This is a genomic window from Bradyrhizobium forestalis, assembly GCF_002795245.1.
Lineage (GTDB): Bacteria > Pseudomonadota > Alphaproteobacteria > Rhizobiales > Xanthobacteraceae > Bradyrhizobium > Bradyrhizobium forestalis.
Genome location: NZ_PGVG01000015.1, coordinates 118,603 through 133,527 on the forward strand (window position 1 = coordinate 118,603; position 14,925 = coordinate 133,527).

Consider the following 14,925-nt stretch of genomic DNA (forward strand, 5'->3'; position numbering starts at 1 on the left):
ATTGCGCCAAACGGCCTCACGGGTTGGCAAAGTACGGTCCGAGAGGATCGTACTTGCTTGCCAGGAGGATGACCTTGGTACCCACCTCAAAGCCCGCGGGAACTCCGTCGGAAACGCTTGCCAATCATCGGCCCTTTCTGCTGCGCAATCGTTCACCCGGCTTAAAACAGGCTCCTTGGTGGTGCGACCGCAACGCAGGAAATGAGCCCCTCCGCCTCCTTCAGGCCTGCCCGCGCTATGCACCGACCAGCCTGATTTCTCTGCCGCGTACCGCCGAAAAGCTGGGGCTCGGCGAAATCTGGATCAAGGATGAGACACAGCGGCTTGGCATAGGCAGCTTCAAGGGGCTCGGCGGAGCCTACGCAGTGCTGAAACTCGCAATGAAGCACGTTGAGAGGCGGACTGGACGCTCGATTCTGCCTGCAGAATTGGCGGAGCCGGGCGTGCGATCTATGCTTTCAGGGCTCACATTTTCATGTGCTTCGGACGGCAACCATGGCCGTTCGGTTTCGGCCGGAGCGAGGCTCATCGGAGCGCGGGCGGTCGTATATCTCCACGCCGGCGTGAGCGACGAGCGGGCCGCTCATATCTCGCGGCTCGGCGCTGCAATCGTGCGCGTGGCCGGAGACTATAACGACTCGGTCGAGGCTGCGGCCAAGGCTGCCTCGCAGGACGGTTGGATCGCTGTCCCGGATACGGTCGGCCCCGGGGAGGACGACACCGCTTGCACGTTTGTGGTCCAGGGGTATGCGATACTGATCGATGAAATCATTGCGGCCACGGCAGGACAGTCAAAGCCGTTTACGCATGTTCTGGTTCAGGCTGGTGTTGGAGGTCTTGCAGCTAGCGTGTTCGGCCATGGCTCGGCACGGGGTCTATTCGGCCGCGATACCCATCTTTGGATCGTCGAGCCAGAACGGTCGGCATGCCTTTACGAAAGCGCCCGAGCCAAGATGCCCGTGCGGCTTCCGCCTGGGCCTGCGACGAACATGTCGATGCTTGAATGCCAAAGCCCATCGTTATTGGTCTGGCCGATCATCGAAGAGTTGACCAGCGGCTACATCACGGTAACGGATGAAGAGGCCGCGGACGCGGTACGTTTGCTTAATGAGGGCGTTTCAGGCGATCAGCGTCTTCGCGTTGGAGAGTCGGGAGCGGCGGGATTGGCGGGCCTCTTAAGGGCAGCCGAAGTGAAGGACAGAAAGAGACTTGGCCTCGATCAGTCCGCCAAGGTTCTGCTCTTTGCCACGGAAGGGCCCACCGACCTATCGGTTTGGAGCGGAAACGAAAAGGCATGAACAGGGCCCGGCCAGTCAGGATACGTCAAGATTGATGCGGGTGGTGAACTTGACCGTCTGCATCGACACATATGTGTTGAATGACTTGATGTTCTTGTCGGGAAAGAATGCTCGCTCAGTGAAAGCCCCATATTCCTCCATAGAGGCAGTGTTGACGACCAGAATGAAATCAGCCGAACCCGTTACGTAGTAGCACTGCGTAACCTCAGGATAGGCGCTCATTCGATTTTTAAAGGTGTGCAGAAGGTCGAGCTGCTCTTGCTCGAGCGCAACAAGCACGATCGACGTGACCCGTTTGCCGGCGACCGAAGGCGATATGATCGAGACGTCGGACATGATCGCCCCGTTTTCGCGCAATCGCCTGAGTCGACGCAGGCAAGAAGTCGGCGAAAGTCCCACGCGTTCTGCCAATTCCTCAGAGGTCTGCAGATTATTCTCCTGCAGCAGCATGAGAAGCTTCAGATCGAGGCGATCGAGGTCAGTGCGCGTGACAGCCATTTAATATTTCAATTTGCAGTTTTCTGGCATTTTGAGGGGCAGAACGGCGGATTCAGCCACCCGCTTGTCGGATTATATGCGCAAAACCGGATCGAGCAAGGCATTAGCCGCACACAACGGAGTGGAGCATGGTGGATATCGTCAGACGCAAGCTGCTTCAGGGCACCGCCTTGGCCGGGGGACTAGCGGCCGCGCGCTCGCTGTTTCCCGCCCCCGCGATTGCGCAAATCCCGAAGGGCACCGGTGAGGTCGTGGTCTACGACGGCGGCGGATCTTGGGGCGAGGCCAAGCGGATCGCCTATTTCGAGCCGTTCGAGAAAGAGACCGGCATCAAGGTCATAGCTCAACCGCGGACCGACACGGGAGCCGTGCGAGCGAGCGTGTTGGCCGGCGCTCCCCGATATGACGTGACGATTCTTCCTGGCGGCAAGGCCCCGACTTTCGAGCGGGACAATCTTCTGCTTCCGATCGACTATGGCTACTTCGAAAAGGCAGACCTCGGCGCGTTCAGTCCGGTCAAGGTCGGCAAGTTCACTGTGCCCGCGATCATCTATTCGCTGTTCATTGCGTATGACGCGTCGAAGTTTGCCTCCGATGCTCCGAACTCTTGGGCGGATGTCTGGGACGCCCAAAAATTTGCGGGACGGCGTTCACTCATGGCAGGAACCTGGGCCTCGGACGGCGGCACGTTTGAAGCAGCTCTGATGGCGGACGGTGTTGATCCGTCGAAGCTCTATCCACTTGATTGGGATCGCGCGTTCAAGAGTCTCAGCCGGGTCAAGCCGAGCATCTTGAAATGGTGGAACACCGGCGCGGAAGCTCCGCAGATGATCATTGATAAGTTGATCACGGCCGGTAGCGCCTGGAACGGCCGGGTTTCGGCAGCCAACGAGCAGGGGGCCAAGATCGGCTACACCTGGAATCAGGGAATGCTGCAGTACGACACCTGGGTGGTCCTGAAAGGCACGAAGAATGCGGACAATGCATTCAAGTTTCTTGCGTTCTCAGCGCGAGCCGAAAATCAGGCGAAATTCGCCCAGCACATTCTCTATGCGCCACCGAACTCGCGTGCATTCGAGCATGTGCCGTCTGAACGGGCAAAGCTCCTGCCGACCTCCCCCGAAGCACGGAAGCTGCAGTTCGTCCAGGACTACGAGTTCTGGAACACTGTGAGCTCCAACGGCAAGGCCAACAATGAAATTGCCGTTGCTCAATGGGAGCGTTGGATTTCCGGCGTACGGTAGCTCAAAATGGTGGATGCGAGTCTGGCTATGCCGCATAGGAGAGACACCTCAGGATGGGCGCGCTTGGTGCCCATCCTCCTTCTCTTGCCGATCGTGATCCTGTTCTCGGTCGGCTACGTCGTGCCGCTCGCGCAACTCGTGCTCAAGAGCCTGCAGCACGATGGTGCCTGGTCGCTCAACAGCTACATCGAGATCGCCAACTCGCCGGCGTTTCTATGGATCGTCCTCAGGACAATCGCCCTAGCAGCGACCGTGACGATCGTCTGTTTGCTCATTGCTTATCCTCTCGCTTACGCCATATCGAAATGTTCTCCGCGCGCGGCGTCACTTCTTCTGCTTATTGTCACGCTTCCATATTTAACGAGTGTCTTGATCAGAACCTACGCATGGATCGTCCTGCTCAGCCCCAACGGGCCTATCAACCAGCTGTTTTTGCGCCTCGGCCTCATCTCCGAGCCGCTGCAAATGGTGTTCAATTCAGTCGGCGTCTATGTCGGCATGGTGCAGGTCCAGCTGCCGCTCATGGTATTTCCTCTCTACGCTGTCTTGGCACGGGTTGATCCAAGCCTTGCAAAAGCGGCACAAAGTCTCGGAAGTCCTCCTACCGACGCCTTCTTGAGGGTCACGCTGCCCGCCTCGATCCCCGGCGTGATTAGCGGCTGCACGCTCGTGTTTCTGTCCAGTCTCGGCTTCTATATTACGCCAGAGCTTCTTGGTGGACCGGATAGCTATCTGATCGCTCAGGGCATTAGTCTGCGCGTGCTGATCCTCGGAAATTTCGATGAAGCCGCAGCCCAATCATCGATCTTGATGTTCGCTGTCATCGCGGTCTTCCTGATATTTCGTCAGCGGATTGCGGAAGAGCTGGACGATCGACCACATAACAACATTTCCCTGGTCGGCAAGTCGACATCCGGTCTCTCCGCGCGGTGGCCGATCCTGGTGCGACTGACGGCGGTTTTGCATGGCCCGTCAACGAGGCTGCATGAGGCCTTGACGGTCGCGCGCCGACCCGCGTTGTACGTTAGTGCAGGGCTGACGCTGCTTTTTCTGGTGCTGCCCTTCGTGGTCGTAATTCCTCTTGCATTCAGCGATGCACCATACCTCACCTTTCCGCCGCCCGCCTACTCATTGCGGTGGTTCTCAAGTTTGCTCAAGAATACGCAATGGCTCGATGCCCTAAGCTTCAGCCTGAGATGGGCAGGACTGTCCGCTCTCCTGAGCGTGGCCATTGGTGTGCCCGCCGCCTTCGCTCTCGTGCGGTACCGGTTCTCTGCGCGCGTGCCTGTCTATCTTCTCCTGATTTCCCCGCTGATTGTTCCTCATGTCGTAATCGCAGTTTCCCTGTTCTTCGCTCTCGCCGGATCCTCGCTGATCGGCAATCCGCTGGCATTTGCTCTCAGCTATACGATCATTGGCGCACCATATACGGTCGTTGTCATGATCGCGGGGCTCAAGCGCTTCAATCGCACCCTGGAGCTCGCTGCCGCGAGCCTAGGCTCGAGCCCTCTCGTGACGCTGAGAACGGTGACGCTTCCATTGCTGTTGCCGACGCTAGCGAGCGCGGCGCTCTTCGCGTTCATCGTGGGGTTCGATGATGTTGTGTTCGGTCTGTTCCTGAGCGGGCCCACCGCGACGCCGTTGCCCATGAGAATGTGGGACAACATCCGCCTGGAAATCAGCCCCCAGATCGCCGTCATCGCCGTTCTGTTTCTCATCGTACTTGCGCTTCTAATGCTTCTGCGGCTCTTCGTGGGCGCTGTCGTTCAAGGTCGTCGCCCGCAGGAAAGCCTCCATCGTTGAGCAGATCGATGGATTGCGCCTGTGCATTGCTCATCCTACGAGGAAGCCAATGGCGCCTTTACTGAAGCAATCCTCTCGACCCAATCTGGGCCGAGGTCCCGCAGTCGTAACGGAGCATCGACCATGAGCCGCGACCTCACTTTCTCCGTCGAGGAGTACAAGCGGCGATGTGACGCCGTCCGAAAACTGATGGCAGAGCGTCGTCTTGACTGTCTCATCTTTGACGAGCCCGAGATGATGTCCTGGCTCTCTGGCTATACAGTCTCCGAAAATCTCTGGCGAGCGTGCATCGTGCCGGCATCGTCCGAGCCGTTCCTGCTGGTGCGCAAGCTTGATATGCCACCAGCGCGGCAGCGCACGTGGATGGATAACATCGTGGGGTTTGGCGATTGGGACCATCCGCTGGCGGTGCTGGCGAGCACCTTCCGGGAAAGTGGTTCGGTGCCCGCCCGGATCGGCGCTGAATTTCAATCGAATTCGTTCACGATCCACAGACTCCAAGCGCTTCGCAAGCTCTTGCCGGATACCGAGTTCTTTGACCTTGAGCGTTCGGGATGGGATCTCAGGCGATGCAAGTCGCCGGAAGAGATCGCGCATATGTCCCGGGCTGGTTCACTTTTGGATGCGGCCTTCGATGCGACTGTCAAGGAGGTGGCGAGTGGCAAGAGCCAACGTGATATCGCTGCAGCTGCCGCTGCGGCCTACTATCGGCTTGGGTTCGACGATGGCTTTGTTGGGCCTCTCAATGTCGGATCGGGCTGGGATTCGCTGCATGGGTTCCTCGCAGAGCGACCGCTGGTCGATGGCGATATCGTTCATATCGAGCTCTTGCCGCGGTTACGCTTCTATACGGTCCGGATCATGCGGTCGGTCATCGTAGGACGGGCAACCGAGGAGCAGCGAGCTGCGGCTCAGGCTCTTATCGCGTTACAAGATCGCCAAATCGCCGCGCTTCGGCCTGGCGCGATTGCCGCTGACGTCGACCGCATCGTGCGGGACGGCGTTGTCGCGGCCGGGTTGCGCGAGACCTACGATAACATCACCGGGTATACGCTTGGTACCGCTCCGCTCGTTTCCCAGCACACGAGTGACCTATATCGCTGTTTCACGCCTCGTGCGGATTGGGCCATCGAGGAAGGAATGGTCTTTCACATGTACACATCCGCTGCTGGCCTTGCCGTCAGCGAGTCCGTCGTGGTGACCAGTTCGGGTGGGAAGCGATTGACCTCAATACCGCGCAAGATATTCGAGACGAGGCCGAAATGAGCGTCAGCACAGCAATGGTGAGCGAAAAGGCGACGGCAGGTGTAGCTACGTCGCAAAGTCAACGTGGCTCCGTCTCGGTCAACTCGTTGACCAAGATGTTTGGTCCGGTCAAAGCGGTCGACGACGTCTCACTGTCGATCGAGCCAGGAGAGTTCGTCGCCTTGCTCGGATCGAGCGGGTCAGGAAAATCTACTCTGCTGATGATGATCGCCGGGTTCGAGGTGTCCTCCTCTGGCGATATCATGCTCGACGGCGTGCGGATCAATGATGTTCCGAGCCATCGTCGCGGCTTCGGCATGGTGTTCCAGAGCTACGCGTTGTTCCCCCATATGACCATCGCTGAGAACATCGCCTATCCGCTGCGGCGCCGGGGCTTGCGTGGCGGAGACGTCGAACGTGAGGTCACAAAAGCTCTGAAGCTCGTTGCACTTGACGGATATGGCGCGCGACTTCCAAGCCAGTTATCGGGTGGGCAGCAGCAGCGTGTCGCTCTGGCTCGCGCTCTTGTCTTCCGTCCACCTCTGTTGCTCATGGACGAGCCGCTCGGGGCACTCGATCGCAAGCTCAGGCAGCAGCTCCAAATGGAGATCAAGCTGATCCATAAGGAAGTCGGTAGCACCATCATTTTCGTTACCCACGACCAGGAGGAAGCTCTGTCCATGGCCGATCGCGTTGCCGTTCTCGAGCGAGGCCGCTTGCAGCAGTGTGGGACACCGCGTGAGCTATATGAGCAGCCGGCGACTGCATTTGTCGCGGATTTCATCGGTGAGATGAACTTTCTGCCGGTCGAGTTGCGGCGATCTGGAGGCGAGGTCTGTGCCCGCAGCGCCGATGTCGGCCTTGAGGTTATACAGGAGGCCAGTCAGGTGCTGACGTCAGGCGACCGAGGGTTGCTGGCGGTTCGCCCGGAGTATATCGGCCTGACACCGGACGAGCGCGCTACCGCGACCGTTTTGGAATCGGCTTACACGGGCACGAACCAGAGCGTGCTTGTGCAGGTGGGGTCCATTCGATTGACCGCCCGGACTTCGGTGAGCCCCGGACGGCCGCTGTTCCAATCCGGTCAACGCGTCCGCATCGAGATCGAGGCGGCGCATACCCGCGTGTTTCCCGGCGCCCGTTGACCTGCCTTTGGCGTGCGAGGAGCTGCCCGTAATGAGCCGGAACGCCGCAATCTCGCGCGCGAGAAGCCATCTGGATTCTGGAGACTTCGAGACGGTGCTCTCGCGGCTCGTCGCTATTCCTTCCGAGAGTCAGAACCCGAAGCGAAAACCTCAGCTTGCCGAGTATCTCGACCAGCTCCGCTGCATGCTTGAAGAGTTCGGCTGCGGTTGCCAGGTTTTGGCCGCTGCAGGCGCGCAATTCCTTTATGCAGAACGTATAGAAGATCCATCATTGCTGACAGTGCTCGGATATGGGCATGGCGACGTAGTTCGGGGAATGGACGGATCGTGGGCCGCAGGAAGGTCCCCTTGGCATCTCACAAAGCGCAATGATCGCTGGTACGGACGCGGTGTCGCCGACAACAAGGGGCAGCACGTCATCAACATTGCCGGCCTCCGTGCTGTGCTCGAAACGAGAGGTCGGCTGGGTTTCAACCTGAAATACCTGATCGAAATGGGTGAAGAGGTCGATTCGCCTGGCCTCCGCGAACTATGTACGACACACAAGAAGCTCCTGTGCGCAGATATCTTCGTTGCGTCGGACGGACCGCGCTTGTCCGAGGATCGGCCGACAGTATTCCTGGGCTCGCGGGGATGTGTTACATTCGATATCTCAATTAATGCGCGCCAGAGCCCATATCATTCGGGCAATTGGGGCGGTCTGCTTTCCGATCCCGCAATCCAGATCGCGCACGCCCTGGCTACGATCGTCTCCCCGACCGGCCGCATACTGATTCCAGAATGGCTTCCAAGTGAGCTGCCCGACGCCGTCCGGCGAGTGCTTGCCGATTGTGTCGTTGACGGGGGACCTGGCGGACCTGACATCGATCCGGCCTGGGGCGAGCCGGGGCTGACTCCGGCAGAGCAGGTATATGGCTGGTGCTCGTTTGATGTCCTCGCCATCAGTTGCGGAAATCCGCAAGCGCCGGTCAATGCCATTCCCGCGAGCGCCTGGGCGCGCTGTCAGCTCCGCTTCGTGGTCGGCGTTGATTGCGAGGACATCGTGCCGGCGCTGCGGCGACATCTCGCGAGGACCGGTCTCGACATGGTCCAGGTGACGCCCAGCCCTGACGATGGTGTCTTTCTCGCCACGCGCCTCGATCCTGAGGATCCCTGGGCCAAATGGGCCCAAGACTCGATCGTTCGGACGACGCGGAAATCGCCGGCGATCTTGCCCAATTTCGCTGGCTCGCTTCCGAACGACATTTTTGCCAACCTGCTAAATTTGCCCACCTTGTGGGTGCCCCATGCCTATCCTGGATGCCAGCAACATGCACCCGACGAGCACTTGCCGGTCGAGCTCGCGCGTGAGGCCCTGGAGATGATGGCGGGCCTGTATTGGGATCTGGGCGAGCTCGATACCCTTCCGCCGGTGCGACGAGACTGAACTGATCGGGTGCGGTTTGCCGGTGGTCGGGTGATCGCTTTTCTGCGAAGGCCCTTGCGCATTTTCAAAGTACCGCTTCCCGACTGATACGCCAAGCTCCGTCAAGGCAGCGACGGGCGCCATGTTTGAAACCGGACGCTGGAACGGGGGCAGGGCACATGACTGACGCATCGGATGATCATGGCTTCGGCGGCAAGCGTTGCCGCTGTTGCGAGCCCGGTCCAGCCCAGCCAGGCTTCGAGGCCGCCATCTCGGACCAGGTCGAGCAGGCGCTGCTGCATGGTCTGTTCCCCCAACCCGTCTTGCGACGTGAAGTGCTGCGCAAGGTCGGAGCAAGTGCGATCATCGGGGCGCTGTCGAGCATTCTGCCGATCGAGACGCTGAAGGCGATTGCCCAGGAGCGCAAGCCCCTTGAGAAGACGAAGCTTGCCGTCGGCTTTTTGCCGATTACTTGCGCCGTTCCGCTGATCTACGGCGAGAAGCTTGGAAGCTACAGCAAGGAAGGCCTCGAGGTCAGCCTGCAGAAGATCGCCGGAATAGCTTTGATCCGAGACAAGATGCTCAACGGAGAACTGGACGTCTCGCAGCAGGTGATGCCCGTGCGTCTGACGATGACCGCAGGGCTTGGGGGCAATGTCCAGTCAATCAAAGTGCTTACCATCCTGAATCAAAACGGAAACTCTCTCGTGCTCGCCAACAAGCACAGGGAAAACCGCGATCCGAAGAACTGGAAGGGCTTTACCTTTGCCGTTCCGTTCGAGCAGAGCCACCAGACCCTGCAGCTTCGGAACTATTTGGCTGCGGCTGGCCTCGATCCGGACCAGGACGTCAAATACCGGATCGTCCCGCCGACCGAGTACGTCGCGAGCCTTCGCGTCGGAAGCATCGATGGTTTCTTCGGTGGTGAGCCGGGGGGCCAGCGCGCGGTTTACGAGGGAGCCGGCTTCATCCACCTCATTTCGAAGGAGATATGGGACGGTCACCCGTGCTGCTCGGTCACTGCCTCCGAGAGCTGAATTCAGCAGAATCCGAACACGTTTATGGCCTTCTACCGCGCCATCATCGCCGCCAGCCTTCACGTTTCAAAACCGGAAAACCGCGTCGGCATGGCGAAGGTGCTGTCGGAGCCGCAATATCTCAATGCTCCTGAAGTCGTCATCGAGCAGGTGCTGGGAGGCACCTACGCTGATGGCCTCGGTAGCATCAAGAAAGATCCTCGGCGGGTCGACTATCAGCCATTTCCGCAATATTCAGCCGCCGTCTGGCTGATGACGCAGCTCAGGCGCTGGAACATGCTGAAGGAGGATGTCGATTACAAGGTGCTCGCTGAAAAGGTGATGCTGGCAACCGACGCTGCGCGCATCATGCGCGAGCAGGGCGCGTCTGCCCCCGTCGTCGGTTTCGGCAGCGAGAGGATTCTTGGGAAGGACTTCGATTCCAACAAGCCGCAGGAATACCTGGCTTCTGTCAGGAAGCCAGGTTGACGCCATGTTGCATCGGCTGCAGCAGCCCTGGTTGGCCTCAATTGCGATATTCGTCGTGTTCCTCTGCATCTGGACGTGGCTCACGACGCCGCCGTCGGGACCTGTCAGCGCCGCCGATGCTGAGTATGCGCGGCTCGCTGGCCAAAGCGCATCGGGGCAGCAGGCCAGTGCAATTCCGTCCCCATGGGCCGTCGCACTGCGCGGCTATGAGCTGGTCGCACACGCGTTGGACCGAGATAACCCCAACAATCTGGGTATTGCCTGGCACCTCGTCTATTCCATGGGACGAGTGGCTCTTGGATTCTCGTTGGCTCTGGTCGTCGCCGTTCCGTTGGGATTCATGCTCGGACTGTGGCCGGCATGCTATCGGGCCCTCGACCCTTTCATTCAGGTTCTTCGGCCGGTATCGCCGCTCGCGTGGATGCCGCTTGCTCTCTATACCTTTCGCGACAGCACGATCTCGACGATCTTCATTATTTTCATCTGCGCCGTGTGGCCGATGTTGATCAGCACTGCGACGGGAACGGCGTCAGTGCGTGCGGAGTGGCTGAACGTGTCGCGTGTGTTCGGGGTACCCAAACTCGAGCACGTGACGCGAGTCGTCTTCCCCGCCAGCGTGCCCATGATCTTGTCGGGAATGCGTATTTCCATCGGCATAGCGTGGTTCGTCATCGTCGCTGCGGAAATGGTCGGTGGGCAAAGCGGGATTGGGTATTTCATCTGGAACGAATGGAACAACCTGCAGATCGCCAGCATGATCGTCGCCATCATTCTCGTTGGTAGTATCGGCCTGGCGCTCGACGTCATCCTGAAACGAATCGGCGAGCGCCTCAGCTTTCGGGAATAGAACGATGGCCGATCTAGACATCAACGACGTTTCGATGTCGTTTGCTGACCGCTCCGGCAAGCAGCTGCTCGCGCTCGACCGGATATCGCTCGCAATCGAACATAGCGAGTTCGTCTGCCTGATCGGCCACTCCGGATGCGGGAAGAGTACGTTGCTCAACATCGTAGCAGGGCTTCTGAACGCCCACGTCAGGTACAATCCGCTGCGCCGGTGCGGGCGTTACTGGTCCCGGGCCGGAGAGGGCGATGGTCTTTCAGAGCCATGCCTTGCTCCCCTGGATGACCTGCGTCGAAAACGTCTATCTTGCCGTGAAGCAGGCGTTTCGGGGAGCGCCGAGGTCCGAGCTGATGGATCGGGCCGAACAGGCGCTGAAGCTCGTGCACCTGGAGCACGCGATAGGCAAATACCCTTTTGAAATCTCTGGGGGCATGAAGCAGCGCGTCGGTATCGCGCGGGCGTTCGCCGTTCAGCCGAAGGTCCTCCTATTGGATGAGCCCTTCGGTGCGCTCGATGCATTGACGAGATCGAGCCTTCAGGACGAACTCGTGCGCATCGTCGAGACGACGAAAACGACCGTCGTGATGGTCACTCACGACATCGACGAAGCGATCTTTCTCAGCGACAGGATTGTAGCACTCTCCAACGGACCGGCTGCCCGTATCGGTCGCATCTGGAAAGTCGAGACGCCTCGGCCACGCGATCGGCTAAAGCTGACGACCGATTTCGAGGGTATCAAATATCGAAAGGAGATCCTCGAGTTCTTGTACAAGAAGGAGCCGTTCCCGCAATCGGCCAGCTAACGCCATCGCAGAGGTGAGCTCTCGGATCGCGTGACCGCGGGCCAACCATCAGGCGGGGAGCATAGCGAAAATGCGCAAGTCTTCTCTCGCATATTCTCAGTGGGCAATGATTCAAGGTCTCTCGAAACTGTCACAAACAATTCAGGAGTAGCAGATGACTGTATCTTCAAAGGCGCTGGAAAGAGGAATGGTCGCACTGGCGCGATCGAGATTGACGGTTGCGGCGTCGTTGAGCTTTGCGATGATCGCGATCTATTTCGGTTTCATGGGGCTGTTCGCGTTCGGCAAGCCTGTTCTAGGCGCGATGCTCGCCCCCGGCCTGTCGCTTTGCATTGTGCTCGGCCCGTTGGTCATCATCAGCTCGTTTCTTCTCTGCCTGCTCTACGTGTACTGGGCAAATACGATCTTCGACCGCAACGTGAAGTCCACGCTGGAGCAAGCGTGATGCAGTCGCAGAGCAGCAACATCTCCATCGCATTCTTCTTTGCGTTCATGGCCTTGACGCTCGCGATAACCTATTGGGCGGCCAAACGGACCAAGACGACCGAGACGTTCTTTGCGGCAGGTGGTGAAATCACCGCGTGGCAAAATGGCTGGGCCCTCGCCGGAGACTTTCTTTCTGCGGCGGCGCTTCTAGGCATCGCCGGTATTGTCACTTCTAACGGCTTCGATGGCATGGTGTATTCGATCGGGTGGCTCGTCGGCTGGCCGATCATTCTTTTTCTCATCGTCGAGCCACTCCGAAATGTGGGCAAATTCACCTTTGCCGATGTGGTGGCGTATCGTCTGTCGCAAAAGCCGGTTCGCTCTGCCGCCGCGATCGGAACGCTGGCCGTGATTTCGTTCTATCTCATCGCGCAGATGGTTGCGACAGGGGCGCTCATCAAGCTGCTATTCGGCATCCCGTATTCCTGGTCAGTCATCATCGTCGGGACCGCCATGCTGATCTACGTGCTCTTTGGAGGTATGCTCGCTACGACCTGGGTTCAGGTCGTCAAAGCGGCGCTCCTGATGGCAGGTGGGGCATTCCTCTGCATCCTGGTTCTTGCCCAATTTCAGATGAATCCGGTACGGCTATTCGCGGCCGCGGCTGAACGATACGGCGCGAAAGTGCTTCAGCCGGGTTCGCGCGTCGTTTCCGGTCAATGGGACGCGATTTCTCTTGGGCTGGGTCTCATGTTCGGTACGGCGGCGATGCCGCATATCCTCATGCGCGTCTACACGGTCAAGGACGTCAAGGCGGCGCGGCTCTCCATTCTCTATGCGACCGGCCTGATCGGAGCATTTCATCTCATGGTCTTCGTCATCGGCTTTGGGGCCATGGTGATCGTCGGACCACAGGCCGTACTCAAAGCCGGAGGCGGCGGCAACATGGCCGCGCCCTTACTGGCTCAAGCGGTCGGAGGCAACGCCTTCTTCGGCTTCATTTGCGCCGTAGCGTTCGCGACCATGCTTGCAGTCGTTGCTGGATTGACCCTTTCGGGGGTTGCCACCCTGTGCCATGACCTCTGGACCAATCGTCATAAGGGCGGGGAAGGCGACAGAGTCTGAGCAGTTGAAGGTTGCGCGTGTCGCCACGATCATCATTGCCGTCGTCGCAGTCGTCTTGGGAATCCTATTCGAGGGCCAGAATGTGGCCTTCATGGCGGGACTTGCGTTCTCCGTAGCTTGCGCAGCAAACTTTCCTTCGCTGGTACTCGCAATCAGTTGGAAGCGTTTCACCACGCAGGGGGCGGTGGCGAGTATCCTCGTCGGCACTGTTGGCTCGATTGTTCTGATCTGCTTGTCGCCGACCATTCAAGTCGACGTACTTGGGAAATCACTGGCGGACATTGCCGGCGCCTGGTGGTTTGTCCCATTGAAGAATCCGGCAATTGTCGCCATGCCGCTTTTGTTTGCGGTAGCCATTGCGGTATCCGTTGCCACCCCTGAGATGGATGCCGACCGCACCTTCCGAGAGATGCAACGAAGGATCTTGATGGGCCCATCCGATCCGGCGCGAGCCGGGGCTGGTTCACGTGAGGAGGGATAGTTGGAGATGATTTCAGAACTAAGTGGCTGATTTCCCGATTGGAATAAGTACATCTCCCTGCAGGCCCGCTGCTACGGCTAATGGTTCATATGCGTCCTGGGGATGCTGGCAATCTCTTGAGACTAGTGCGAAATTCGCTGGAGTCTTCGAGGGGCAGAGCGGAGCGAATGTTCGACTGGAACGATCTTAAATTTTTTCTAGAGCTCGCAAGGCAGGGCCGATTGATGCCAGCCGCTCGGCGCCTCAAGGTCGATCATACGACCGTCAGTCGGCGGATATCGGAGCTCGAAAGAGATCTTGCGATCAAGATATTCGACAGAAAACCGGATGGTTTCGTCCTGACTGAGGACGGCCACAAGCTCTACCAGGCCGCCGAGAAGATCGAAGCTGCCGCATTGGTGGTTTCAGAGGATTTCCGTTCAGCGCCAACTGAGCCCACCGGCCGGGTCCGGCTCACGAGCATGGAAGGTATTGCCGCCTTCTACCTCGCCGAGAAACTGGTGCAGTTCAACGAGAAACATCCAGGTGTTCTCGTTGAGCTGGTTACCGAGCGGCATCTGATCAACCTCACGAAGCGTGAGGCGGACGTCTGCGTCAGTTTCGTACCGCTGGCGGGTCCTAAGCTATCGGTCAAGAAAGCTGGAGAGTTTAAGCTCGGATTATTCGCGTCATCGAAATACATCGTAAACAGGGGCGCCCCCGGTTCGATGGAAGAACTGAAGGGCCATGACTTCATTGACTACGTGGACGACCTCGTGGCGATTCAGCCGGTGCAGTGGCTGCATGATGTGCTGGTCCCGGAGAACGTTGTGTTCCGCTCGACAAGTATGGCTGCTCAGCAGAATGCAATCGGGGCGGGGCGCGGTATCGGCCTATTGCCGTTCTTTTCGGCGAAGAAGGACCCTCGCCTTGTTCGCATCATGAAGGACGTCGTCGTCACGAGGTCATTGTTTGTCTCGGTGCATGAAGATATCGAATACATGGGACGGGTTCGCACATTGCTGCGTTTCCTTAATGAGATATTCAAGGCTGATAAGGCTTTCTTGAACGAATTCGATTGATCGAGTTCGCGCAAGCGGTCCTGCGGATTTTTGGTCAAGCGC

The 14,925-nt window shown here is 58.7% G+C and carries 12 protein-coding genes and 2 pseudogenes; 13 read left to right on the forward strand and 1 reads right to left on the reverse strand.

The window, feature by feature from the left end; translation table 11 throughout:
- The first annotated feature begins 74 nt into the window (after window positions 1-74).
- The gene (locus CVM73_RS19485; RefSeq protein WP_208639225.1) at window positions 75-1,298 is read left to right on the forward strand and encodes a diaminopropionate ammonia-lyase; all 1,224 of its coding nucleotides are present in this window, start codon (window positions 75-77) and stop codon (window positions 1,296-1,298) included.
- A gap of 15 nt (window positions 1,299-1,313) precedes the next feature.
- On the opposite strand, the gene CVM73_RS19490 is transcribed toward CVM73_RS19485, so the two are convergent.
- Complete coding sequence (locus tag CVM73_RS19490; protein ID WP_091966391.1) at window positions 1,314-1,796, reverse strand: Lrp/AsnC family transcriptional regulator; 483 nt, start codon at window positions 1,794-1,796, stop codon at window positions 1,314-1,316.
- A 128-nt stretch (window positions 1,797-1,924) separates the two neighbouring features.
- On the opposite strand from CVM73_RS19490, the gene CVM73_RS19495 reads away from it, so the two are divergent.
- From CVM73_RS19495 to CVM73_RS19545, 12 genes and pseudogenes are all read left to right on the forward strand, one after another.
- The gene (locus CVM73_RS19495; protein ID WP_100233501.1) at window positions 1,925-3,040 is read left to right on the forward strand and encodes an ABC transporter substrate-binding protein; all 1,116 of its coding nucleotides are present in this window, start codon (window positions 1,925-1,927) and stop codon (window positions 3,038-3,040) included.
- 66 nt (window positions 3,041-3,106) lie between these two features.
- Complete coding sequence (locus CVM73_RS19500) at window positions 3,107-4,843, forward strand: ABC transporter permease subunit (RefSeq protein ID WP_245452373.1); 1,737 nt, start codon at window positions 3,107-3,109, stop codon at window positions 4,841-4,843.
- Window positions 4,844-4,966: 123 nt separating this feature from the next.
- Window positions 4,967-6,109: a M24 family metallopeptidase gene (locus CVM73_RS19505; protein ID WP_100233503.1), complete on the forward strand. Its 1,143-nt coding sequence runs from the start codon at window positions 4,967-4,969 to the stop codon at window positions 6,107-6,109.
- On the forward strand, window positions 6,106-7,233 hold the full coding sequence (locus CVM73_RS19510) for an ABC transporter ATP-binding protein (RefSeq protein WP_100233504.1): 1,128 nt from the start codon (window positions 6,106-6,108) through the stop codon (window positions 7,231-7,233). The genes CVM73_RS19505 and CVM73_RS19510 overlap by 4 nt, the downstream gene beginning before the upstream one ends.
- A gap of 31 nt (window positions 7,234-7,264) precedes the next feature.
- On the forward strand, window positions 7,265-8,659 hold the full coding sequence (locus tag CVM73_RS19515; RefSeq protein WP_100233541.1) for a M20 family metallopeptidase: 1,395 nt from the start codon (window positions 7,265-7,267) through the stop codon (window positions 8,657-8,659).
- 158 nt (window positions 8,660-8,817) lie between these two features.
- Window positions 8,818-9,675: an ABC transporter substrate-binding protein gene (locus CVM73_RS41075; RefSeq protein WP_245452361.1), complete on the forward strand. Its 858-nt coding sequence runs from the start codon at window positions 8,818-8,820 to the stop codon at window positions 9,673-9,675.
- A 90-nt stretch (window positions 9,676-9,765) separates the two neighbouring features.
- The gene (locus CVM73_RS41080) at window positions 9,766-10,143 is read left to right on the forward strand and encodes a hypothetical protein (RefSeq protein ID WP_245452362.1); all 378 of its coding nucleotides are present in this window, start codon (window positions 9,766-9,768) and stop codon (window positions 10,141-10,143) included.
- Between the two features lie 4 nt (window positions 10,144-10,147).
- Window positions 10,148-10,990: an ABC transporter permease gene (locus CVM73_RS19525; protein WP_100233505.1), complete on the forward strand. Its 843-nt coding sequence runs from the start codon at window positions 10,148-10,150 to the stop codon at window positions 10,988-10,990.
- Window positions 10,991-10,994: 4 nt separating this feature from the next.
- Window positions 10,995-11,790 (forward strand): annotated as a pseudogene (locus CVM73_RS19530) (ABC transporter ATP-binding protein).
- Window positions 11,791-11,977: 187 nt separating this feature from the next.
- Entirely contained in the window at window positions 11,978-12,235 is a 258-nt protein-coding gene (locus CVM73_RS19535; RefSeq protein ID WP_245452363.1) for a DUF485 domain-containing protein, read from the forward strand.
- Window positions 12,235-13,822 (forward strand): annotated as a pseudogene (locus tag CVM73_RS19540) (sodium:solute symporter family transporter). Before CVM73_RS19535 ends, CVM73_RS19540 begins: the two are co-directional and overlap by 1 nt.
- A gap of 167 nt (window positions 13,823-13,989) precedes the next feature.
- A complete protein-coding gene (locus CVM73_RS19545) occupies window positions 13,990-14,883 on the forward strand; it encodes a LysR family transcriptional regulator (protein ID WP_100233507.1) in 894 nt (297 codons plus the stop codon).
- The last annotated feature ends 42 nt before the right edge of the window (window positions 14,884-14,925 follow it).

Bases quoted from the DNA above. Each gene is read 5' to 3' on its own strand.
- CVM73_RS19495 (WP_100233501.1), top strand. From the start codon at position 1,925: ATGGTGGATATCGTCAGACGCAAGCTGCTTCAGGGCACCGCCTTGGCC.
- CVM73_RS19510 (WP_100233504.1), top strand. From the start codon at position 6,106: ATGAGCGTCAGCACAGCAATGGTGAGCGAAAAGGCGACGGCAGGTGTA.
- CVM73_RS19515 (WP_100233541.1), top strand. From the start codon at position 7,265: ATGAGCCGGAACGCCGCAATCTCGCGCGCGAGAAGCCATCTGGATTCT.
- CVM73_RS41080 (WP_245452362.1), top strand. From the start codon at position 9,766: ATGGCGAAGGTGCTGTCGGAGCCGCAATATCTCAATGCTCCTGAAGTC.
- CVM73_RS19505 (WP_100233503.1), top strand. From the start codon at position 4,967: ATGAGCCGCGACCTCACTTTCTCCGTCGAGGAGTACAAGCGGCGATGT.
- CVM73_RS41075 (WP_245452361.1), top strand. From the start codon at position 8,818: ATGACTGACGCATCGGATGATCATGGCTTCGGCGGCAAGCGTTGCCGC.
- CVM73_RS19525 (WP_100233505.1), top strand. From the start codon at position 10,148: ATGTTGCATCGGCTGCAGCAGCCCTGGTTGGCCTCAATTGCGATATTC.
- CVM73_RS19545 (WP_100233507.1), top strand. From the start codon at position 13,990: ATGTTCGACTGGAACGATCTTAAATTTTTTCTAGAGCTCGCAAGGCAG.
- CVM73_RS19535 (WP_245452363.1), top strand. From the start codon at position 11,978: ATGGTCGCACTGGCGCGATCGAGATTGACGGTTGCGGCGTCGTTGAGC.
- CVM73_RS19490 (WP_091966391.1), bottom strand. From the start codon at position 1,796: ATGGCTGTCACGCGCACTGACCTCGATCGCCTCGATCTGAAGCTTCTC.